The 25290-nt window shown below is 29.8% G+C and carries 21 protein-coding genes and 1 pseudogene; 20 read left to right on the top strand and 2 right to left on the bottom strand.

Annotation, left to right across the window (positions count from 1 at the left end; all coding sequences use genetic code 11):
* Window positions 1-40 precede the first annotated feature (40 nt).
* From N3I35_15440 to N3I35_15345, 20 genes are all read left to right on the top strand, one after another.
* Window positions 41-208, top strand: a complete 168-nt coding sequence (locus N3I35_15440; GenBank protein MCX8131472.1) for a hypothetical protein — start codon at window positions 41-43, stop codon at window positions 206-208.
* Between the two features lie 158 nt (window positions 209-366).
* On the top strand, window positions 367-978 hold the full coding sequence (locus tag N3I35_15435; GenBank protein ID MCX8131471.1) for a CatA-like O-acetyltransferase: 612 nt from the start codon (window positions 367-369) through the stop codon (window positions 976-978).
* Entirely contained in the window at window positions 975-1577 is a 603-nt protein-coding gene (locus tag N3I35_15430; protein ID MCX8131470.1) for a hypothetical protein, read from the top strand. The genes N3I35_15435 and N3I35_15430 overlap by 4 nt, the downstream gene beginning before the upstream one ends.
* Before the next feature lie 111 nt (window positions 1578-1688).
* A complete protein-coding gene (locus tag N3I35_15425; GenBank protein MCX8131469.1) occupies window positions 1689-1934 on the top strand; it encodes a phosphopantetheine-binding protein in 246 nt (81 codons plus the stop codon).
* Between the two features lie 19 nt (window positions 1935-1953).
* Window positions 1954-3138, top strand: coding sequence for a hypothetical protein (locus N3I35_15420; GenBank protein ID MCX8131468.1), 1185 nt, complete (start codon window positions 1954-1956; stop codon window positions 3136-3138).
* Window positions 3139-3369: 231 nt separating this feature from the next.
* Window positions 3370-4827: an acyl--CoA ligase gene (locus N3I35_15415; GenBank protein ID MCX8131467.1), complete on the top strand. Its 1458-nt coding sequence runs from the start codon at window positions 3370-3372 to the stop codon at window positions 4825-4827.
* Window positions 4828-4902: 75 nt separating this feature from the next.
* Window positions 4903-6360: a phosphoribosyltransferase gene (locus N3I35_15410; protein MCX8131466.1), complete on the top strand. Its 1458-nt coding sequence runs from the start codon at window positions 4903-4905 to the stop codon at window positions 6358-6360.
* Between the two features lie 50 nt (window positions 6361-6410).
* Entirely contained in the window at window positions 6411-7157 is a 747-nt protein-coding gene (locus N3I35_15405) for an SDR family oxidoreductase (protein MCX8131465.1), read from the top strand.
* 12 nt (window positions 7158-7169) lie between these two features.
* On the top strand, window positions 7170-8933 hold the full coding sequence (gene asnB / locus N3I35_15400) for an asparagine synthase (glutamine-hydrolyzing) (GenBank protein MCX8131464.1): 1764 nt from the start codon (window positions 7170-7172) through the stop codon (window positions 8931-8933).
* Window position 8934: 1 nt separating this feature from the next.
* Complete coding sequence (locus tag N3I35_15395; GenBank protein MCX8131463.1) at window positions 8935-10401, top strand: AMP-binding protein; 1467 nt, start codon at window positions 8935-8937, stop codon at window positions 10399-10401.
* A 13-nt stretch (window positions 10402-10414) separates the two neighbouring features.
* Window positions 10415-11485, top strand: coding sequence for a radical SAM protein (locus tag N3I35_15390; GenBank protein ID MCX8131462.1), 1071 nt, complete (start codon window positions 10415-10417; stop codon window positions 11483-11485).
* 270 nt (window positions 11486-11755) lie between these two features.
* The gene (locus tag N3I35_15385) at window positions 11756-13147 is read left to right on the top strand and encodes a radical SAM protein (protein ID MCX8131461.1); all 1392 of its coding nucleotides are present in this window, start codon (window positions 11756-11758) and stop codon (window positions 13145-13147) included.
* A gap of 62 nt (window positions 13148-13209) precedes the next feature.
* Complete coding sequence (locus N3I35_15380; GenBank protein ID MCX8131460.1) at window positions 13210-14136, top strand: aminoglycoside phosphotransferase family protein; 927 nt, start codon at window positions 13210-13212, stop codon at window positions 14134-14136.
* A 133-nt stretch (window positions 14137-14269) separates the two neighbouring features.
* On the top strand, window positions 14270-16039 hold the full coding sequence (gene argS / locus N3I35_15375) for an arginine--tRNA ligase (GenBank protein ID MCX8131459.1): 1770 nt from the start codon (window positions 14270-14272) through the stop codon (window positions 16037-16039).
* 310 nt (window positions 16040-16349) lie between these two features.
* Entirely contained in the window at window positions 16350-18290 is a 1941-nt protein-coding gene (locus N3I35_15370) for a carbamoyltransferase (GenBank protein ID MCX8131458.1), read from the top strand.
* Window positions 18291-18359: 69 nt separating this feature from the next.
* Window positions 18360-19220 (top strand): PHP domain-containing protein, encoded by an 861-nt coding sequence (locus N3I35_15365; protein MCX8131457.1) that lies wholly within the window; start codon window positions 18360-18362, stop codon window positions 19218-19220.
* 58 nt (window positions 19221-19278) lie between these two features.
* Entirely contained in the window at window positions 19279-21072 is a 1794-nt protein-coding gene (locus N3I35_15360; protein ID MCX8131456.1) for an ABC transporter ATP-binding protein/permease, read from the top strand.
* Complete coding sequence (locus N3I35_15355; GenBank protein MCX8131455.1) at window positions 21069-22859, top strand: ABC transporter ATP-binding protein/permease; 1791 nt, start codon at window positions 21069-21071, stop codon at window positions 22857-22859. The genes N3I35_15360 and N3I35_15355 overlap by 4 nt, the downstream gene beginning before the upstream one ends.
* An 85-nt stretch (window positions 22860-22944) precedes the next feature.
* The gene (locus N3I35_15350; protein MCX8131454.1) at window positions 22945-23628 is read left to right on the top strand and encodes a hypothetical protein; all 684 of its coding nucleotides are present in this window, start codon (window positions 22945-22947) and stop codon (window positions 23626-23628) included.
* Window positions 23629-23750: 122 nt separating this feature from the next.
* Window positions 23751-23921: a hypothetical protein gene (locus N3I35_15345; GenBank protein MCX8131453.1), complete on the top strand. Its 171-nt coding sequence runs from the start codon at window positions 23751-23753 to the stop codon at window positions 23919-23921.
* A 226-nt stretch (window positions 23922-24147) separates the two neighbouring features.
* On the opposite strand, the gene N3I35_15340 is transcribed toward N3I35_15345, so the two are convergent.
* Window positions 24148-24387 (bottom strand): acyl carrier protein, encoded by a 240-nt coding sequence (locus N3I35_15340; protein ID MCX8131452.1) that lies wholly within the window; start codon window positions 24385-24387, stop codon window positions 24148-24150.
* A gap of 367 nt (window positions 24388-24754) precedes the next feature.
* Window positions 24755-25162, bottom strand: a pseudogene (locus N3I35_15335) (integrase core domain-containing protein).
* Window positions 25163-25290: the final 128 nt, after the last annotated feature.

The raw sequence follows: 25290 nt of genomic DNA, 5'->3' as shown, positions 1-25290 counted from the left end.
TATTGTAGAAAATTCGAAAGGTTTTATAGTAGGAGATAAGGTGTTTGTCACTACGGGACCGCTGCAGGGTAGGGAGAGCATAATAAGGAAGATTAACAGGCATAAAAGGCGTGCCGAAATCGAACTAATGTGGTTTGGTGATTTAAGGCAGGTTAGTGTTGCTTTGGAGATTGTTTGTAAGATACGGAATTGCGATGTAGGAATCTAAAAAGCTGATTTGCTATGTATATGCAATTACAAAATCATTTTTTGAATTGTCAGGTGCTATTAAAGAAGGAAATAAGTTTAAATAAAGTTGGATTTCTTAAATTATTTTACTTTAGAAAGTGATGATTATTTATCGAAAACTCAAAACAATTTATTGATATATCTAAATGGTATAGGTACTCAACATATAAGAGATTTCTTTCATATTCATATCCATATCTAACTATATGTAGTCCAGTTAACATTACTCAGATTGTACTTTATGCTCAAACAAATCATATCTCAATTTACGGAATGGTTACTTGGGCTGTAATGAAAGCAGTTAATAGCATTGATGCATTCAGACTGCGTATACAGGGTGATAAATTAGCTCTTTATAATTCTGTTGGAGTATCTTTTTCTGCACTTAAACCTGATAATTCTTATTGCTATACAAGCATAGTTGAATTTGATGAAATGCTACCGTTTCTTAATGAATTTCAAAAGGCAAAAAAAGTGGCTGAAAGTGATTTAATCATCAATTATGAAGATAGAGATGATGTAATTTATATCACTTGTGTACCTATGGCAAGAATTACATCTGTGGTTAATCCCATGAGACTAGATATTCAAGACTGTATCCCTCGTATCTGCTGGGGAAAATACGAAGCACAAGGGGATCAATTTCTTATTGACGTATCTGTCCAAGTTCACCACTCACTGGCAGACGGGCTGCATATCGGAGCTTTATTTCAAAATCTCCACGAGATTTCTGAGGAAATTGTCAAATGAATATAGGGAAAATAATATGCTGTGATTTGGATGATACTATTTCGAATACAGCAGATACTATATTACAATATGCATTAGCCTATAATAAGGAAATTTTAGGAAGAGACAGCGTTATAGATTATGAAATCGAATGTGGAAACTACTACTATTTTGCTGAAATGCTTAAATGGAATAAGGCTGATACATTTGGTTTTTTTGACCTCTATTACCCTAAATACTTAGAAAACATTGCATGCAAGCATAATGCAGCTAAGATATTAAGAGAGCTTCATTACAAAGGATTTTTAATTCATATCATATCTGCCCGGCGAGAACAGGAATCCGGAATTGTAAAAAAATTAACAGAGCAATGGTTAAAGAAAAACGATATTATTTTTGATTGTCTTGTATTGGAAGCAATTAATAAATCAAATTATGTATCGACTTGTAATGCGATTGCTTTTATTGATGACAGTTTTGAAAATTGTTTGGATGTAGCTTTAAAAACAAATGCACATGTATTTTTAATGGATACTTGGTATAATAAAAAATTTATTAACTCTGATATTAAAAGAATACACGACTGGCTTGAATTTAAAAAATATATGCTTGAATTATAGTAATCTGTAATGCAGTATCACTGAGTAATTATTCAAAGAATTGTATCAAATAATCATTTACGTATCATTGACTTTTGGCAAAATAATCAAAAAGTATCTGGGAGGAATTTTATGAATGAAAAAGAAAGAGCTTTGAAGGAACTTATTATTGAGCTTGCACCAAGTTTTAAGGAGGAGCAGATAAATCATAATACAAATCTTATAGAGGACTTAATGCTGGATTCGATTAGTATTATGAGATTAGTAGTAAATTTGGAAAATAAATTTGATATTGAGTTAAATGATAGTGATTTAGTTATTGAAAAGCTAATTATTTTTTCAGAGCTACTTAAGTTAGTTACAGACGGTACTATGTAGAAAGGTGCTTCATTATAATATGTATAATATTGATAAACTGAATGAATTAGTAAGTTACGTAAAACAAAATAATCTATTTTATAATGAGTTGTATAACAATGTAAATATACCTTTAAAAGATATTATCGAACTTCCCTTATTACAAAGAATAGCAATTCGTAGCAACAAAGATAAAATTATTTCAAAAGGATTTAATGTTAATAGTTTAAAGCACGATAAAACAAATGGTACAACCGAAAAGATACCTTTGGATATTTATAAAACCAAAAGTGAATGGATTAGTTTGGATTTGTTACTTTGGAGCAAGAGACGTAATTTTAACGTAGATGCAACAAAAAGATATGCTTTTTATTATTATAATGGCAAAGATTTTTCTAAAGATAACACTGTTATAGGTAAGCAAGAAAATATTATTATACATTTTCCAATGAGAAAAGCAAATGAATATAAATTCGTTGAAGACCTGCTTCTTATGATAGATAAGAAAATTGAGTGGTTAATTTGTCCACCATCCATTGCACTTGTTCTTTGTAATATTGCGATCAAATATAATATTGATTTGAAATTAAAAGTAGTTGAACTTATTAGTGAGTATTTGCCTGAAGCCTATAAGCTTTTAATTGAGAAGGTGTTTGATTGCAAAACATGTATTCATTACAGTTGCCATGAAATTTGGGGAATGGCTTTTAGTGATAGGGATGGAAAGCTTAAAATAATGGATGATATAATACTTGAGCAAAAGCAGGATAACAGATTCATGAAAAACTACGGGTGTTGCGTTGTTACAAATTTGCGACTCAAAAGCATGCCTTTTATAAGATATGAGTTGAATGATTTAATATCTATTGATGGAGATAGTATTAAAACTTATGGTTTTAGAATTTCTGAGAAAGTTATATTAGAAAATTTTGAAATTCATTGTAGCTTTTTTGATAATATCTTTTTGGAATTTTCAGATTATGTATTATTACCATTAGAGAATTATCAGATTATTTATGATAATAATAGTATTTATTTTTATTTATTAGGTGTTGATAGTGCAATTTATAAAACTATTAAGGACTTTGTATCAGAAAATATATATAAATGTTTTTCTCAAAAAGTAAATATTGAAATGATAAGTTCTGAAAAGTTTTATACAGATAAGATTTCAGGCAAAATGCGAGGCATTATTAAATATGAGGACGTAAATTGGGAACTATAGCATTACATTTAATCCGAATTGTAGATTATCTGTCAGTTAAATCAATTGCCAGTGGTTGATAGAGACATATTTTAACGAATATGCCTGTTTTTTAATTAAGATAAGATTACAACGAGTTAAATTAAAATAGCTGATGAAGGTTTTTTGGATTTTATTTACTGGCTGGAACTTAAACTATGCTTGATTATAACTATATTGTTTACACATTAGGCTTAAAATGGAGACAAAAGAATGAATTTATTTGATTTAATAATGAAAAAAAATGAAAAACAATTATCAAATCATGCAGTTGTCTGCAATGGTAAATGTTTTACATATTACGAACTTGATGAATATGTAAAAAGTATATCAGAATTACTAAAAAATTGTGGTATAAGAAAAGGATGCAAAGTTGCATTGATAGTCAGTAAGCCACTTGATTTCATTGTTTTGTTTTTAAGCATGATTTTATGTGATGGAATAATTGTGCCTATATACGAAAATACTGGCATAAAAAAAACACTGGAATTAATTGAGAAATTTCATATTGAATACTTAATAACATCGGATACGAATTTTATCAAGTATTCTGAATATGAGGGAATTATGGAATTAGTAGTGAATGAAAATGGATATAGAGTATTATATACGAAAAGTACAATTGAATATGAAGAGTTATATAATGTTATTTTGATATTGCTAACATCAGGAACCACAAATATTCCTAAAGGAGTAATGTTAACAGCTGATAATATAACAAGTAATATTGAAAGCATAAGCAAATATTTAAATCTAAAACCAAATGAAAGAGTTTTGTTAATCAAGAATTTATGTCATGCATCAAGTATTGTTGGCGAATTTTTAGTGGCATTATTTAATGGATGCTGTTTGGTTTTGACTGTTCAATTGCCACTTGCCAGCAATATATTAAAAACCATAGAACAAGAAAAGATTTCTATATTCTTTGCTGTACCTACAATTTTAAAACAAATGATGGAGTACAAAAAAATTAATGATTATGATTTTACTAATTTGCGCATAATTAATTTTTATGGCTCTAAAATGCCATATCAAGATATATTGAAGCTTATACAGATATTCAAAAATACCAATTTAATTTATTCTTATGGGTTAACAGAAGCATCCCCTAGGGTTACTTATATTGAAAGAGAGGACTTGCTTAATAAATTAGCATCAAGCGGACGACCAATTGACAATGTCAAGGTAAAAATATTTGATTCAGATGGTAAAGAGATAGAATCATATGAAAAAGGCGAAATCATTGTTGAAGGTCCTAACGTTATGTTAGGGTACTATCAGAATGACTTATTAACAAAAAACACCATAAGGAATGGACTTCTACATACCGGTGACTTGGGATATTTAGATGAAGATGGTTATTTATATGTAACAGGAAGAATAGATAATATGATTATAATATCAGGCAAAAATATACAGCCGGAAGAGATCGAAGGAGTGCTTTCCACTTTCCCGGATATTTTAGAAGCTTTGGTAACTGAGAATGAAGAGTCTCAATTAATTGCATATATAGTTACAAAGGACAATAAAAAATTGGAGATAATAGATGTTCTCAAGTATTGCAAAGAAAGATTAGAAGATTACAAAATTCCAAAAGAGATTATCATAATAGAAAAGTTTGAAAAGACTGTAAGTGGAAAAGTTAAACGTGTCAAATATATTTCCAAATAATTGTATCACTATTGAGAATTATTAAATTAATCTTCGCAAACTTGCCTTGGTGTTTTGCGTTTAGGAGAATTTATTATGGGAGAAATTGAGATAAATAATACTTTACTGAATAAATTTACAGAATTTCAATTAAATTTAACCATTAGGAATAAGATGATAATTAATAAATATTTAAAAAAGCTAAACAAACGCTTCCGTAAGAAGTTAAGTGAAATTTATGATTTATATGAAATTAATACCGGTGCAATTTTTTTAAAAGATGAAGAGCTGATTACCTTGAGAAATAAATGCGGTAACCATCCAATATTCAAGATTTATGATTGTGATTGTCTATCCTATAACAGAAAATACACCTGTAATTTAGAGGACAAGTTAATATTAAGAGGGCCTATCAATTATTATTTTGGTTTATGTTTTCTGGGAGATTTAGACGTTTCAATAGAAGATATTAAGAATACAATTGAAAATGTTATTGAGTTTTTTCAAGATATAGATAAGAAATTGTATGCTTTGGATTTTGAAGAAGATAATGTTTTAAGCCTTAAATTGATATTATCTTTATATGACAGCATTAGAAATTGTCTTGATATTAATTTGTTTTTCCTATTATCCGTATCTCAAAACAAAGAAGCAATATATATTTATAAGAATCATAAAAACATATGTGAAATAGATTCTTATAAACTATTGAAAGAAGTTCTTTCGGAAGTATATTCTTTGCTATTTAGAAATGAAAAAATAAGAATTTATAAAGTATGTTCAATAATCAGTTCATTTTTAAAAGTTCAAAAAGACTTTTCTAAATATATAGATGAAAATATGAAAAGTCTTTTGAATGAAGATTTATATTTGTATTTCAGAAAATATCGTGAATCAGATAATATTATAGAGAATTTAATTTGTATTGACTACAGTGTTAAAGAGATTATTACTGAGTATGGAAAAGAAAAGATTAATAAGAATGAAGTTTTTGCTCTAGGTTTAAATTACGGCTCGATTGAACTTGCAATTATGACAGAAATTATACTTGATGAGTATGGTATTAAAGTAATCAGCGGAAATATCATGAAAAAATTCAGAGATGTGATGATCAAACCTAAAAAAGCTACAAATTGGGTTGAAACCATTAAGGGAGGAGAGAGCGCTTTATGTATTTTAATAGATGAAAATATTTTAACAGGAAATACTGTGCAATACGCAACAGACTACCTGAAAGAAAGAGGCTTCAAAGATATATATAAAATAATTATACAATATCCAAAACTATCAAGAATTAAAAATATCGTTAATGAATGTAAATGTGAAAATGTTGTTGATCGGTTTAAAAATAAAACTTTCGGGTTTAACTTTGCTGCTCCCTATTCTAAGTTTTGTGAATATAGAGAAGATTTTATTTTCCCCTATATGGATAAATTAGGGACATTTGATCTGAGAAAGCATTTTATTTATAAAAATCTCTATAGAAATGGAATTTACATAAGTGGATCTGCTATTGACAGGCTCTCGACACATTTTAAGGATTTTTTTGTTTAGAATAATATGACTTTACTATTGTCTGTAAGAATTTTATTGAGGTGTTATGAATGAATGTTTTATTAACAGGAGCAACAGGCAAGCTTGGACAAAATATAGCAAACAGGTTGTTACCAAATAATGATCTGATACTTTTAGTCAGAGATATAGACAAAGCAAGTAAAATATATGGGAATCAAGTCGGTGTCAGTATATATGAATGTGATTTGAATTACTACGACAGCATTTGTTCTTCATGTAAAAAGCTATTAAGTGATTTTTGCAAAGTTGATATTATAATTAACAATGCTGCTTTGGATATAGATCAGCCAATGCTTGATACAATAAAGGAAGAATTTGAAAATATTATGAAGGTGAACTTATTTGCCCCTTATTATATTTGTAAAAATATTCTCCCCAATATGATAAAAAACAGATTTGGGAAGATAATTAATATTTCTTCTGATTTAAGCATGCGAACTGTAAAAAATGCTGCTGAATACTCTATCACAAAAGCTGGATTGGATGCTTTGACCAGATCAATTGCAGTTGAGTATGGGTCTTTTGGAATTACAGCTAACTCAGTAAATATAAGCGGTATGAAAGGATATACAACAAAAGTAAATGAATCATGTACTTTTAGTCCAAATGAAGAAGATTATGATGATTGGAAATATCCGGCAGAAAGAATACCATTGAACAGGAGAGGAACATTTAGCGAATACGTTGATGTAATTGAATTTTTATGTTCCAATAAATCAAATTATATAAATGGAATAAACATGCCAGTAGATGGCGGTATGATTGTAAAGTTTTAGGGGGATGGAAAATTGTGTGGGTTAGTGGGTAAAATAAAATTTAACGGTAATCATGTAGAAAAATCAGAAATAGAAAAAATGCTGGAATTGATTATACATAGAGGACCAGACGCAGGTGATATTTGGACTGAAAAAAATATTGGGCTTGGACATAGACTATTAAAAATTCAGGATTTATCAGAGAATTCAATTCAGCCATATATCAATGAAGATTTTGTTATGTCATATAATGGTGAAATATATAATTTTGCAGACATTAAAAGTGAATTGATATTAAAAGGAAAAACTTTTAAAAGTGATGGGGACACAGAAGTATTGATTAAAGCCTTTTCATCTTGGGGTATAGAAAAAACTCTAAAAAAGATAGAAGGATGTTTTGCTATAGCTTTGTTTAATAAAAAAGCAAGAAAAATGTATCTGATAAGAGATAGATTTGGAATTAAACCTTTACATTTCTATAAAGATGAGGAATGCATAGTTTTTGCTTCAGAAATAAAAAGTATTTTAGCAAATAGTAACATAAGAAAAGATTATAACTACGAAACTGTAATGATTTCATTAGCATCAAAATTATGGATGGATCCTGAACTTACATTTTTTAAAGATATATATACTATAGAACCTGGAACCTATTTAGAAATAAATAATGATAGTGTAGTTAAAAAATATTACTATGAATTAAGCTATGATAATGGTATTAATGACGAAAATGTTGCAGTTAATCAATTTGCAAATATATTTGAAGACTCTGTAAGGAAAAAGCTTATATCAAAAGTTCCTATCGCTGCTTTTTTATCTGGAGGAATAGATAGCAGTCTGCTATGCAAAGTTGCAAATGATAATTTACAAGAACCGCTTAATACCTATACCATTCATTATAACAACGATAATGATCTGGATTTGAACCACGCATTAGAGCTAGTAAATAAAGAAAAGTTTAAACAGCATAACATTTTAATAGCAAATGAACATTATATGTTAAAACAAATTGACGAAGTAATTTATCATATTGAAGAGATTCTAATTGATAAAGTTTATATATCGGTTTATTTTAACTACAAGGCTGCTAAAAATGATGGATTTACAGTCGTGCTTAACGGTCAGGGTTCTGATGAAGTTTGGCTTGGCTATATTTTTAATTGGGGTATTTTTAAATTTATAAATCAAAACGATAATATCGATACCTTATTAAAAGAATATTTCATACCCAATATGATTTTCGGAAACAAATTGAAGCCAGATATTAAACATAATATTGAAAAAACTCTAAGGGATTATTTAAATAGAAATTTAGTAAAGTATCAAAAAGATAAAGATGAAGACGATAAACTGAACAATTATTCGATCATGGCAATTAGAACTATTTTGCATAATTTGCTATTACAAGAGGACAAGCTTGCCATGGCACATAGTGTTGAAAGTAGGGTCCCTTTCGTTGATAGCCATAAGCTTGTTGAATTATCGATGAGTATTTCAGGGAATATCAAGATAAAAGATGGTAGAGAAAAATATATTCCTAGAACATACGGGAAGTCATTTTTGCCACAAAGCATAGTAGACAGAAAAAAGTATGCGTTTCCCGAACCTCCTAGCGTATATAATCATCAAATTAAAGAAATTTGTATGGATAATTGGAAGCAGATATCGGGCGGTAGAATGGCAAAAGAAATAATTTTACCTGAATATTTAAATAGTATAAATAATTTTAGTGATGTTGAATTATGGTGGCTGCTTGTATATTGGAGATTTGAAAAAGTATTTGTTATGGAGGGATAGTATGGAAAATATCTCTGAGGTTTTTTGGAGTTTTATTAGAAATAATACAGATAATATATTTGCAATTGAAGCATGTATAGGAAAAGAAAACCTAACTCAAGAAAGAAAATTGACTTATAAAGATATCATAAATAAATGCGTTTTGATAAGAGAAAAGATTGGAACAGCAAAATTTGACAAACGTATTGGAATATTTATCGATAACAGAATTGAGTTTGTAGCTGCATTTATATCAGGAATCTTTAATGGCTTTACTATAGTTGGGATAGATCCAAAAGCGTGTGACGAGGAAATAGAAAGAATAATTGAAGAAAATAATATAAAAATTCTATTCACTGTAAAAGATAATGATTGGAGATTCAAAAAAAGAACTGAGCATATAATTAATATAGATGAATTAAGCAATTGCATAAATAATAAAGACTGTTTTGATATTGTTGAAAGCAAGCTTGATGATACTATGGTAATCTCTTATACCAGTGGAACAAGCGGAGAATTTCCGAAGGGAGTAGAATTAACATTCAAGAACATTTCTTTTGTATCGGAACAATACAGAAAAATTTACAGTCTTAACAATAATTCAAAGATTATTACCGTTTTGCCTTTATGGCATAATTATGCTATGTTTGCCTGTTTGACAAGTGCAATGATATCTGGGGCGAAACTATTAATAATCAATGGTTGGAATATTGAATTATTTAGAAAAATAAATGAAATATATAAACCTGAAATTTTTCCTGGTTCCCCTTATATGTATATTGACATCATTAAACAGGATTTTGGTCAGATCGATATATCATCATTGAGGATTTGTGACTCAGGTGGTGATTCATTACCTATTGAGTGTATAAAAAAATTCGAAGAAAAAACAAATTCTATAATTACAGAAGGCTATGGTTTAACAGAGACTTCTTCCCTAACGCACTTCAATTTTTCTGCTAAAGAAAGGAAGTTGGGTAGTTTAGGTAGAGTAGTTGAAAACGTTGAATGCAAAATCAAAAATTTGCAAGAAAATGACGTTAAGGTTGGAGAATGGGGAATCCTTTGGGTTAAGGGCCCTATGGTTTTCAAAGGTTATGTAAATAATAATTTAACTAAAAGTGTTTTAAAAGATGGCTGGTTTAATACCAACGATGTCGTGAAAGTTGATGAAAATGGTTATTATTATATAGCTGGAAGATTATCAGATATACAGACTCTCGATAATATGCAAACGTCTTTAAGAGATGTTGAAAATATATTGTATAATTTTGAAGGTATTAAAAGAGTATTTGTAAAAAAAGAAAGGAGCAATGAAGCTAAATTTGATTACTTTGACTTATATGTGGTTTTGAAGGAAAATGTTGAGCAAACAAAACTATATGACTATATAAAGCAAAACCTTAAAAATGTTGTTATCAATGAAGTGAAATTTGTTGACGAATTGCCTGTTACAGGAACCGGAAAGGTAAAAAGAAATAAAATCTAAGGAGAAAATTAAAATGGCACACTGTGAAAAAAAATGTTTGACTATATTATTAACCGAAAAATGTAATTTGAGGTGCAAATACTGCTATTGTGATGATGGAAAAATGAATTCCAAAAGCATAGATTTTGAATTTATTAAGTGTGCAGTCGATGATTTTGTAAAAGAAGGTAACCCGTTGTTTGTTAGATATTTTGGAAATGGTGAACCTACAATAGAATTTAAAAAAATTAAGGAAACCACTGAGTATTGCAAAAGTATAGATCCGAATGCAACTTTTGAACTACAAACAAATGGTGTATTTAATGATGATATACTAAAGTGGATAGGCGAAAACATTAATATAGTATGGGTTTCATATGACGGTACCACTGAAATTAATGACTTTTATAGAAGAAGCAAAGATGACAAAGCAGTAAGCCACATTGTAGAAAAAAATATTAGGTATTTGAATGATAAAGTTGACACGTTGGGCGTAAGAGCAACGATAGGAAGAGCTAATCTTTACAGGCAGAGAGAAATTATAGATAAAATGCAGGAATTAGGTGTAAGGTATTTGTATAGTGACTTGATATTCGCCAGCGTAGAAAATCAACAATATTATGAAGAAGAAATTGAACCAATGGAATACGCAAAAGAATTTTTGGAAGCAAGATCTTACTCAAAAGAAAAAAATATATATTATGGTTCATTTTTCACAATAAATTTTGATAAAAAGATTAATATTTTTTGCAGGGCTTGTATTCCAATGCCACATTTAACTACAGATGGCTATGTAAGTTGTTGTGATATGGGTTACTCAGGTGGGAAATCTAAATCCTTAATATATGGTAAATATAGTTCTCAGTCTAAAATGATAGAATATGATCAGAAAAAAATTGATTATATAAGAAATAGAAGAGTTGATAACCTGGATGAATGTAAGAACTGCAAAATAAAATATTATTGCGCTGGTGGATGTATAGGCGAAGCAATGAATGAAAATGGAAGTATATATAGAATAAAAAGAAAAAATTGTGAAGCTATTAAGTATCTGGCAAAAAACATCTTGCATGAAAATGAGGTAATCCCTGTTTTACATCCTTAGGCCCCTAAAATAAGATACATTAATAAAAGATTGAATAATTGCTGATTTCTAATTTATTTACATCTATATTCAATACGATTAAGGTTTTACATTGCACTTACATTACATTAATGTATATTGCGACAATTTAATATCTTCATTTATATAGCTATCGCAATTTATCAAATTGAAAAGATGTTAGCATAAATAGAATTATTCTTTGATATAGAAGGATAATATGATTCAGGCTCCTAAAGCTTTACAAGACTTATAAAAATCATGAGGTGAAAGATGAAAAACAAATTTCTATTAATAGATCCATTCTGCAAAAATCCCAAGTATGAATCGCCAAATATGAAATTAGGGTATTGCAGTTCGGTATTAGAAAAGAATGGTATAGAAACATACATAATGGATTTTTTAGTCCCTGATATAGACAAACTTAAAAAGTTAGAAGAATTCGCTAAATTAAAAGAACATTTTTTTAAAGAGTTGAATGATATCAAAAAAGACTACACTTATGTATACATAAATTGTGAATATGGTTTGCTAAAAAGTTGTATAGACATTGCCAATACCTTAGATAAGAGTAATATTATTATATTGGGAGGAACTTTCGTAAACTATTTGTATTATAGCAAGCAAATAGAAAAGATATCTGATGAATTGAATTGCTTTAATTACATATCACTAGGGGATCCGGAGAATGATTTGTTTAACATTGTAAATAAAGTAGATACATATGAAGTTGCGAGATATAATAATACTATTTTATACAATTCCGGATTGGTAAAAAACTTGGATTCTCTTCCCTATCCAGCTTGGAATAAATATGCTATTGACAAATATGACGGCAATCTGTATTTAGTTGCTTCTAAAAGCTGCCGTTACAATAAATGCAATTTTTGTGATGAGAAGTTAATTTGGGGAAACGAATTCAGGTATAGAAATTACAAAGAGATTGTGAAAGAAATAATTTATAATATAAATAATTATAAGATTAATAGCTTCTTTTTTTGGGATGCAAGTTTAGCTTCATATCCATATATAAATGAATTATGTAATGAGATCATAGAAAATAATATAAAATGCAAATGGACTGCCTTGGTACGAGCAGCTGAAATAAACAATGAATTAGCGGCTTTGATGAGAAAAGCAGGATGTTATTCAATAGAGATAGGAATCGAAACCTTAAACGATGAAATTCTAGAATTGATGAACAAAGGAGTTACTGTTGCAAAAATTGTAGAGGCTATATCTATACTAAAGAAAAATGATATTAAAGTAGAAGGCAGTTTTTTAATCGGGCATTTTGATGATAATAAGGAAAATATATTAAATACAATAAAGAAATCAAAAGAACTAAGACTAGATTATTACAGATGGCATAATTTAGAGCTATCCGCATCTTTCCTGCTAAACAATCCCAATATAATAAACGAAAGATGGAACGAATTAGATTTGAACTATCCAAATCAATTTTTGCATGAGATAATAGGTGATCATCTCTGTGGATATTTAGACATGCATATTGTTTCTAAAATGGGTAAAAACTATCCAGAAAAATACCCAGACTTTAAAATAGGAAACTTAACAATACAAGAAATACATGATTTAACAAGAAAAGCAATAGAAGGAACAGAAGAAATTGCATCTATTGAAGGTCATAATCCTTACATTTAATAAAGCAAATGTAATTTTTCAACAAACATATATTTTAGATTAGATACAGAAGGGGTAAAATAATGGATATATGGAAGATATTAAGTGAAATAGGTGTAAGAAATGTCAAAGATATTAAGGAGCTATATGGAGGATTAAGATGCTTATCATATTTGTTGATGAGTGATGCTGGAAATAGTGTACTGCAGATATATACGGATGACAGCCGTTTTCAAGCTAGAAAAAAAGCATATATATATGACATAGTAAATAAAAGTAAAGTATCTTATTTGCCTATTCCAAAAGTGATACAAGTTGGAGAAAAAGAAAAGTATTGTTATATTATTATAAATTATTATGATGGAGAGATGATTAGTGAAGTATATAATAAGGAAAACTCTATAATAAACCAAATAGCTGAAGATTTAGTTCAAATATTATCCGCAATTCATTCGTTAGACATAGGAAATTGTTATGGATGGCTTGGCGATGAAGAGTTACCTGAAACTCAAAATTTAGAAGAATATTTATACAGAGAGTTAGAAAGATTTAATGATTCTTTGATAGAAGAATTAAATGCTGAAGATTTAGAAAAAGCCATGAATATTGGTAAAGAAGCAGTAAGAATTATTCTAAAAAAAGTTAAAAGAAAACCAGTCTTAACATGGTATGACATTAATCCCAAAAATATATTAGTTGAAAACATAAATGGAAGGTATAGTATTTCAGGATTTATTGATTCTGGTGCAGCGAGGTTCGGTGTACTTGAATGGGATTTCGCTTTTATAAAGGTTAATTTCTGCAAAGAGGATAATGAATTTGAAAATATACTGAATAAGTATATTGAAACCGGAAATGCAATTGATTTGGATGTTTTGAATGCATTCATTAAAATAGTCGAACTAGATGATTTAGCTTTACAAATAAGAGATAAGAAGGTTTATGACATACCTAGAAACTCTACTTTTGAATATGTACTTATAGATTTGAAAAATAAATATGGCAAATAAATGCTTGTTTAATAGGTAATTAATAAATTTGATAATGAAAAAGCACTTTACAGATAAGAATATTTATATTAATATCAAGTAGATTTATACTGTTTTTTAATTTGTATTTTCAAATAGAGTAGGAGTTAATTTTATGTCAGTAACTAAATATTTAAATGAACTTTTAAAAGATACTTTTGAAAAGATAGGGTATGAAGTTGAGGGTAAATTAGTTAGCTTATCTGATAGGCCGGATTTATCTCAATTTCAATGTAATACAGCTTTTACTATTGCAAAAGAAAATAGAAAGAATCCAAGGGAAATAGCGGGTAAAATTGTAGACGCTTTACGTGAGAAACCTATTTTTAAAGACTTATCAGTAGCAGGACCTGGATTTATAAATATTACATTAAATGATGAATTTATTACAAACTACATTCGGGAATTGTCAAAAGATTCTAAAATAAGAATTCAAACTGATGAACATAAAAACATACTTATCGATTACGGTGGAGCAAATATTGCAAAGCCATTGCATGTAGGTCATTTGAGATCAGCAATAATTGGTGAGGGCTTGAAAAGGCTATCAAGAGTATTAGGTCATAATGCTATTGGAGATGTTCATTTAGGTGATTGGGGAAGACAAATGGGATTAGTAATATCCGAAATTAAACACAGAAATCCTGAATTAGTATACTTTGATGAAGGATTTCAAGGGGATTATCCTAGCGAAAGTCCAGTCACAATTAACGATTTGGAAGAAATCTATCCTACAGCAAGTATAAAAGCTAAAAATGATCCAGTTAGATTAGAAGAAGCTAGGGAAGCAACAGCAATATTGCAAAATAAGCATATGAAAGGCCATAGAGGGTATTATGCTTTATGGCTGCATTTAGTTAGAGTTTCCATAGAAGACTTGAAAGAATCTTATGGTAAGTTTGATGTAACATTTGAGCTTTGGAAAGGTGAAAGTGATACAAATGAAATTATACCGGAAGTAATTAATATTTTTGAAGAAAAAGGTTTGGTGGAAGAGAGTGAAGGTGCATTAATAGTTAAGGTAGAAGACTTAGAATCAGGAGTAGCTTTGCCGCCACTTATTTTGCGTACACAAAATGATTCAGTCGGATATCATGCAACAGAAGTAGCCACAATCTATCAGAGAGTGAAGGATTTTAATTTAGACGAAATATGGTATGTGGTAGATAATAGGCAGGAATTGCACTTTAAACAAGTATTTTCAGCAGTAAGCAAGGCTGGCATTACTCCGCCTTCTTTAAAACTAAGATTTATTGGATTTGGGACAATGAATGGGAAAGATGGTAGACCATTTAAAACTCGAGATGGTGGATTAATGAAGTTATCGGACTTATCAGAAATTGTGGAGAAAGAAATTTTTGATATCATGAAAATGAATAATAAGAATGAATACATAGAGGATAGTCGGAAAGTAGCAAAAATTTTGGCAAATGCTACTATAAAATATGCTGATGCGCTTTCATACAGAACTACTGATTACATTTTTGATATTGAAAAATTTATAGCAACTCAAGGAAAAACAGGATCATATATATTGTATTCTACAGTAAGAATAAACTCATTATTGAGAAAAGCAATGGAAAGTGGAATAGGTTTAGGAGAACTTAAAATACCAACAAATGAATTTGAAAGATCTTTGATGTTAAGTATTATTAAATTGCAAGACATTTTAGACACTTCATTTGATAATAAGTCACTAACTGAAATAGCAGATTATTTATATGAATTGAATTCTGCATACAATAACTTTTATAGTAATTGTAAAATTTTAGGCAATAGTGACATAGAAAAACAGGAATCTTGGTTAACCTTATCAGAAATAGTTGGGAATATAAATAAAATATTATTAGGTATCATGGCGATTGATATACCAGAGGCTATGTAATTATAAAGCTTATAAGAATAAATTGAGTTAATTGTTCAATTTTCAAGAATTTTATTTTATTATAAATGGAAACTTGTTTTTGAAAACCGCTTATGGTAACATGGTGGTTTTCTTAATCAAGTTTCTTATTTTTGTCACTTATTTAGCTTACTAAGAGGGTTTGAATATAGGTTTTAAAGTCATGTGAATCTTCAGCATAATAGCCATTTCTTTACATGTTAATTAATTATTTAAACATATGGAATTATTAAGATTATTAATCAAGGCTTTCTTAGCGCATTTTTTGATTTTTAAAAGGGAGGATACTATTATGTCAAATACGCTAAAAGATGGATATTACTTATCGGTTTATTCAGATATTGACCCACTTCTCAATGTTATGCAATTTTCATTACGTCATGATCATAACATATCATTATTTAAGAAGAATGGAAATAATATTGCATTAGTTCATCACTGGGAGTTAGAGAGAATTACAGGATTTAAACATCATAACAAATCTTTTTTTAGTACTGATGATGCAATAAACTTTATTAATGATTTACTAAGAAAGTATTCAATATCAGTAGATGACCTACAGGGAATCATTGGTACCCCTCTCTTGGATACATGCAATGATTATCATAGTTTGGAGAAACATTCACATATCTCTTATCATGCTATATCGCATTTGTTTACATCGATGCTTATTGATTCAAATGAGTTTTACAATAACAATATTATATCATTAGCATTTGATGGTGGGCCGGATAGTGTTGTAGACAAAGATGCCTCTAATAAATTTCACTTTTGTGGTGCAGTTTCTGTAAAAGGTAATATGGAATTATTTCCAATATTATCACCTGGACCATATTGGGCGATAGCAAGTGATTATTTTGGCATGCCCGAGGGGACTTTAATGGCTCTGGCATATGCTACAGAGGTTTGCTCTAGAGACACATTTAATGATTTGCCTGACTATCTTGGTAGCAAGGATAAGAATAAGTGTACTCAGGCATTAATGCAGATTATTGAACAAATCTTCTCATACACACATGAAGATAACGGATTAAGATTTGATAATTATGACGAACGCTTCTCGGAAAAAGAAAATAAAATAAGCATGGTTATGAAAATTCTCCAAGAAATGTCCATAAATAAAATCCATAAATTAGTTAATGAAATATTAAAAAAATATGAACTTGACCCAAAGGATACTATTATTACATTGTCAGGCGGTTATGCTTTGAACTGCCCGACCAATACTAATATAATGCATCATTATAATTTTAAAAAGCAATTATGTTGTCCATGTGTTAATGATGGTGGTCTTGCAATTGGAATGGGATTGTATTATTTTTATCATAAAATGGATCGAATAAATTATACTTTTGAAACAGCTTTTTATGCAGATGAAGATTGTTATTCACTAGAAAACATATTAAATCAGTATAATGATTTTATTAAGAGCACATACGATGGAATAGATTTTGTAGCAGAAGACATTTATAATTCGCCTATTGTCTGGTTTTATGGTAGAGCTGAAGTTGGACCGCGTGCATTAGGACATAGGAGCATACTGGCAAATCCTTGCGATATGCATTTTAAAGATTTGGTAAATCACTACAAACAGAGGGAATGGTGGAGACCGGTTGCGCCGATAATATTAGAAGAAAAATTAAACGATTGGTTTTTGGATGCTTTTCTGTCGCCATATATGTTGAATAATTTTGTAGTGAAAAGTGATAAGAAGGAATTCATACCCGCAGTTTTACACATGGATGATACTGCAAGGGTACAGACTGTTAATTCAACAAATGATGATATAATGTATAACGTTATTTCAAGCTTTTATAAAAAAACTGGGGTTCCAATTATTTGCAACACTTCACTTAATGATAAAGGTGAACCAATTATAAATAGAATTGAAGAAGCCCTGAATTTTGCATTAAGAAAAAATATTAAAATAATTTACATTAATGGAACAAGAGTAGTACTGAAAAATCACGAAAATTACTCTCAAAAGACCCCTTTAAATAGAAATGATAGCGTATTTATAAAGCATCTGATTGACAAAACTGCTATATTAAATACCCTAAACCCTTTTAATTTATCGTTATTAGAATTATATATCTATAAGCACAATTCAACTTTACATGTTTATGATATTACTTCTTCTGAAGATGCTGAAAATTTGAAGAGAATTATTAATAAAATAAAGAAATTTAATTCTGATATTAATAGACTTGAATCTATAGGATTTCTGCCATAATTACAGAGGCAAGAAAGGCATAACTAATTAAGCCGATATTCTTAAAATAATTCAAGGAGAAATTTTTATATGTTAAAAATAAACGGGGACCTCCATATACATACAAATTATTCCGATGGTAGCTTATCACCAGGTGAAATCCTTGACATGGCTAAGGAAAGACAACTATCAGTAATATCCATTACTGATCATAATACAATCAGTGGTGTTGAAGAAGCTGTGCAGTTAGGGAAAGTCATTGGTATTGAAGTTATCCCCGGGATCGAGCTTTCTATAGAATATAAAACCGAAATGCATTTGTTAGGTTACTGTTTTGATATATATAACAAGGATTTAAGTCAATACATTAATTCTAAAAAAGAATGGGAGTTTTCTGAATTAATTAAATTCATTAGAAAAGTTCGCAAAAAGATAAATAATATTTCAATTGATGATTTTTTGTCGATAAACACAATTAATGTAAGGACTATAGCAGATGTTATGATTGAAAAAGGATATGCAAAAGACAGATATGAAATATTTAAGAATTTCTTTGAAAATGTAGATCAGTTAAGTATTAATAAAATTGGATTAAGTCCCCGGGAAGGAATCAAATTAATTAATGATGCTGGAGGGTTATCTGTTTTGGCTCATCCGACTAGATTAGGCTGCAGCTATCAGGAATTATATGATATCTTAATCGAGTTAAAGGAATTTGGTCTATCCGGACTGGAATGTTATCACAAGTGCCATAGTTTGGTTGATGTAAGAGAATTTATAAGAATAGCCAATGAATTGAACTTGATAATTACCGGTGGTAGCGATTTTCACAGTATAGAAGATAGTAATGCTAATAATCAGGATTTAGATGTTTCGAATTTTGAATTTTATTTTTTTGGACAGTCATACAATACTCAACCTAGTAATACTTTTTTGCGTTACATTATATAAGAAAACATAGAAGTATAATGGATTAAGTTTTCAAATCGAAATAGAAAAGAGTGGGTTTGTGAATAATAAAAAAAATTTTAGTAGAATAAGACATATGATATACCTGGTATTTAAGAGTTCCCCATTATATTGCATTATATATGTGCTTTTAACTATTGCGTCTGGAATTGTTCCAATTCTTCAAATTGGCGTAACATCTGATTTTATCAATCTTTCGATTGGATCAGTAAATAAGGGGTTCATTATTAATCAAATTTATACTCAGATCTTTTTACTTATGTTTTTGCTTGGGTTTATGTGGCTTACTGGAAGCATAAACAAAATATTAAGAATTAAAATGGGCTTATCAATACAGAAAAATACTAGTAGTAAAATTCTTGAGAAATGTGCCAAATTAGAGTATCAATACATCGAAAGCTCTAAATCCTGGGACTTGATCTCACGTGTTAAAAATAACCCTGAGGAGAAGATATTAAACGGCTTTATAAATGTGTTGTCAATAATTGAAACAATAATAAGGCTTACTGGTATAGTATTCTATATTATATCAGAGGTTTGGTGGGCGGCACTTTTGATTTTGCTATTTTGTGTTCCGTTATTTTATATCTCAATTAAAAGTGGAAAGGCAAGCTATGAAGCCCACCGTGAAGTATCAAAAATTGAAAGAAAATGTAATTACTTAAGCGATATATTAATTGGAAGAGACAGTGTAGACGAACGGACTATATTTAAATACAGTGACAGCATTAATGACAGCTATACTGAGTTATATAACAAGTTTTATAAAATAAGGGTTGGAATCTCATTTAAATGGCTAATTAAATCAAAAATTGGAGGAGTATTTTCTGCTTTATCTGGTCTTATCGTAATTCTAGTCTTATTAAAGCCGGTTGTATCTGGCCAAATAAGTGTGGGCATGTTTATTTCCCTTGTAAATACAATATTTGCACTGTCAAATCAGCTTTCATGGCAGCTAAGTACTCAAATAGATACACTTATATCAAGCAGAGAATTTATCAGAGATTTTGATGAGTTTTTGAATCTTAATGAAGTACCAGGTGTTTTAAATAAACCGTCAACAAATCAGGAAATTAAGCATGTTGAATTTCAGGATGTAAGCTTTAAATACCCTAATACAGATAATTTTGTATTAAAAAATATATCTTTTAGGCTGGAGCAGCACAAGCACTATTCTTTTGTAGGTAGTAATGGTGCAGGAAAAACTACTATTACAAAGCTACTAACAGGCTTATATAATAATTATACTGGTAATATATTTATTAATGGAAAAAACTTAAAAGAGTACACTGAAAGTGAAATTAAAGGAATGTTTTCAATAGTATATCAAGATTTTGCAAGATATTCCATATCGATCAGAGAAAATTGCTTAATAGGAAATATTAATGAAATTAATACTACGACTTCAAATGAAACAGTTTTAGAATCTCTTGGGATTGTTGGTCTTGATGATGCTATCAACTCAATGCCAAATGGTATTGACACATTACTGGGTAAAATACATAGAGATGGTGTTGATTTATCTGGTGGACAATGGCAACGTCTTGCTCTTGCACGTGCCATTGTCAATAAAGCAGCTGTCCGAATATTAGATGAGCCTACTGCTTCTTTAGATCCTGTGAAAGAAACCGAAATTTATGAGCTTTTTGACAAAATAAACAAGAATGTACTTACTATTTTTATAAGCCACCGTCTTGGTGCAACAAGAATTGCCGATCACATTTTTGTACTTGAGAATGGTAGAATTATTGAACAAGGTACATACAAGGAACTTATGGATCACGGTGGAATTTACTTTAATATGTTTGAACAACAAAGGAGCTGGTATTTATGAAGAATAAAAATATTTCATTTTATAAAATAATATGTACCATAATCCCTGCTGTATTTTTTGCGTCTCCATTGTGGATTAGTATTGATATTTTTTCAGTAATTTTATCGGCATGTTGTGTTGCTTTTAAAACTATAATATTGCAAATATTTTTTGACACAATAACTCAAGTTATTAATGGCAGTAGCAGTATAAATTATCTTATAATTTTAGCCTTAGCAACTGGAGGCATACAAATCCTAGGCGAAATATTAAATGGGATATGTAATTTTACATGGTTTCCGCTTGGTCTAAGAATTACTGGTGAATTCAACAGACGAATACATAAAAAAGTAAGTCGACTTGAGGCCATAAGTTTTGAGGCTCCTGATACTTTAGATTTAATAACAAAAGCAAAACAGGGCGTTATTGATTCAAATGGGTTATACAATTCTTTATCTTCAATTTTGGCATTTTATCTTCCATATTTCATAGTCATAGGATTGTACCTGTATAAACTTAGACCATTGTTAGCTGTTTCTATATTTGTCATATTCATTCCATTAGTGATAACACAAGTAATAAGAGCAAATATATTTAGCGAATTAATAGATGATACCACCCCTATAAAACGGAAAATGGAATATTATCAAAATACTATATGCGACCGGGAATATTTTAAAGAAACAAGGATTTTAGGAATTTATAGTTTTTTGAAAGAGCTGTTCCAGGATGCTTTGAATATTTTTATTAAAAAAACCTGGAAAGCTTCAAAGCGTGTTGAAGTAATCGAGCTGAGTATGAGATTATTTACACTTCTTGGTTATTTATTTGTAACTTACATACTTTTTATATCACTTATAGATAAGAATATAACAATAGGAACATTTGCCGCAGTATATGCTTCTATCGATCTAATGATTAGATATATGAATGATGTTGTAAGCAATTATTTTGGAAGGATGATGGGTAGTATTGGGTCATTGAGAAGTTATGTGCAATTTCTTAATCTTCATGAAAATACTAATAAAAAGAAGTGTCCCAAATTTGACAAAAGCATTAAACTTTCGAATGTAACTTTTCTATATCCGAATACAGACAAAAAAGTATTAGATAATATTACACTTGACATCACTCCAGGTGAAACTATTGCTATCGTAGGTGAAAATGGTGCTGGCAAAACTACCCTTGTTCGCTTGATTACAGGAATACTTAAACCAACGGATGGTCAAGTACTAATTGATGGGATTCCTACATCAGAAATTGAATCGGATGAAATATTTAGAAGAACATCCGGAGTTTTACAAAAATTTCAGAAATATAAAATGACACTTAAAGAAAATATAACAATTTCTAAGTTAGACAATAAAATAGATTCTAATAAAATAAATATATCAATGTCTTTAGCTGATGTAGAAATTGATAAAAGGTTCACGCATGGACTTGATACTGTTTTATCAAGAGAATTTGAAGGTGTAGATTTATCAGGAGGTGAATGGCAAAGGATAGCACTTGCACGTGGGCTTTATAAGGAACATGATTTGATTGTACTTGACGAACCTACTTCTGCAATTGATCCAGTTGAAGAAACCAGAATATACAAAAAATTTGCAGAAATATCTAAAGGAAAAACTACTATAATTGTAACGCATAGACTTGGTTCTACAAAATTAGCTGACAGAATTATAGTTGTAAATAATGGCAAAATTGATGCTATAGGAAATCATGAGGAATTAATGGAACAAGATGGTATTTATGCAAATATGTATAGATCTCAGGCGAAATGGTATAAAGAAAACAATGACGTTTGATTTCTATGTTTTAAGCTGGCGCAACAGGGCTAGTAATATAAAATAAAGACTATTTAATAGCATTTATAGATAAGAGGTGCTTTATATGGCAATTAATATATGTCCAGTTCAGGATAATTCTCTTAACTGTGTAGAAATGTGTGTTGCATCTGTATTATTAAAGTATAATCGTGATTATACACTTATGTTTTCAGACGTATGGGGAGCTGAATTCGAGCAGAGTGTTTCTCTGAGTGAATATGTTTCTCTTTCTGAAAAGTTGAAACTCGGCAGGACGGGTAGGATATGGGAACTAATAGAAAAATTCTATGGTGTAAAGGTTTCTTGGATTAATGCACATAATATCAATAATTTATACGATATATTATACAAACAATTAGAATTAGGTATCCCGATAGGTTTGTTGACTAGTGGGTATTTTTGTCCTTGGAGTGACGCTTATCAAAAATATGATATACCTCATGCTTTCTTAGTTATTGGAATAGACAATAACAGTAATAACTTATTATGCATGGATCCCTATTTTTCTTTAGATATAAAGAATATAGAACTAAATGTTATTGTTGATAATGTAAGTGAAGTCTTTATATTCCAGATTTTAGGAGATGGGAAAAAAATATTGATTGGCGTTATGTGGCAAATCTGGGAATCGAAAATGTATTCACGAGTAAGAATGGTGCTGATACTTTTAGTTCATTACGTAAATTTGCTGTCGAGCTTAGCAATGAATTCAATATTGAACGGGAGTTTAGGAAATATGAATATATGAAAGCTTCGCCATTATTACGTCTCTTAAATGAATTTCAGTTAAGCCGTATAACTTACTCAAAAGTATTGAATTATCTTTATCTGATTTCAGGCATAGAAAAACTCAACAAATTGAAGGAGGAAATGACTAAGTGCGTCAGTTTGTGGAATAACGTTACTCTTATGTTCGGAAGGATCTTTATAAAAAACAAAGTTACTCGAATTAGTGGAATTTCTGATGTAGTAATGAAAATAGCCGATTTAGAAGAAAGTATTGCAAATGAGTTAAAAACAATAATAGACAACGACTGTTAGAACAATTTCTAGGAGCTATATATCCGGTTCCCATACACAAAATTATTTACACTCCCATTTTTGAAACAACAGTATATACAACATCAGTATATACAACATTTAGCCTAAGGATAACCAATATTCTGTAGATATATTAAAGATCAAACCATTTGTAAGTTAGTCAGTTTTCCATAACAATATTATGTCAACATAATGAGTTTGCCTATTTGTAATTTTTAAAATAGTTTCAACTTATTTTGTTCTTAACATAAGAAACTAAAGCATCAATATTAGGGAATTTGTTGTAATCCAAATCCTCATCACTAAATTCGAAGTCAAATTCAGTTTCAATAGCAACTATTATTTTGATAAAAGTAATAGAGTTAACACCAATATCAATTAACTTCAGGTCTAGATTCATAATTTGAATGGACTCTTTCATCTCTAAGTTTTCAGCAATTATTTGTTTTACCTTCTTAGCTATCATATCAATGCCCTTTCTGCAACTATGTAAAATATTCAAATTCAATAATAAGTGTTCTTTCATCAATTGGATTTATTCTTTACTAATACTTCTTTTAGTTTATAGGAAGTTTCAGTTTGGTTACTTATAAAAACTGCTTCATGTATCTACAAATGTCTCCATAAAATATACTGATACTCATAATCTCTCGCATTTGAATGTGAAAATTTAGTACTGTTTTTGACCTGACCCCATTTTGTATACCAGTTTGAATGTTAGCCCGGCAGATACCCTGCCTTAGATTTCAACCTTTTAGACGCTATGAAAAAGAAAGTTTTTTCACACAGAACCTGCTTTCCTGTATGTATCACCAATGTGAAAAAACGCTTTTTTATATCGTAGCCAATTTCCTTGCATATTCGCTTGGAGTAATATAACCAAGAGCACTATGAGGCCTATTATGATTATACTCAAGTCTCCATTCCTCAATGATTTCTCTGGCTTCGGTAAGATTTTTGAACCAGTGTTCATTGAGACATTCATCTCTTAACTTGCCATTAAAGCTTTCTATATAGCCATTTTGCATAGGCTTTCCCGGATCGATGAATATATGATTAATTTTCTTGTCATAAGCCCATTCACTCATAGCGATGCTCGTAAACTCTGGCCCGTTATCCGTAAGGACTTCTTTAGGATAACCCCTGAAAAATGCCAACCTATTGAGCACGGATACTACACGCTTTCCTGTAAGTGACGTATCAACCTCTAACGCCAGGCATTCACGTGTGTTGTTGTCAATAAAAAAGTTCCAAAAATGGCGGAGAAAAGTATCCAGTTGTAACGAGCTTTTTTGCCCAAATATCTTCTAGGGGATTCCACCCCTAACCCCCGGCGCTCATTGCCGCGCGGCTAGACCTTCAAAATACT

Source organism: Clostridia bacterium (assembly GCA_026414765.1).
Classification (GTDB): domain Bacteria; phylum Bacillota; class Clostridia; order Acetivibrionales; family DSM-27016; genus SKW86.
The sequence above is the reverse complement of the archived record's forward strand: the minus strand, read 5'-3'. Positions and strand labels throughout refer to the sequence as shown.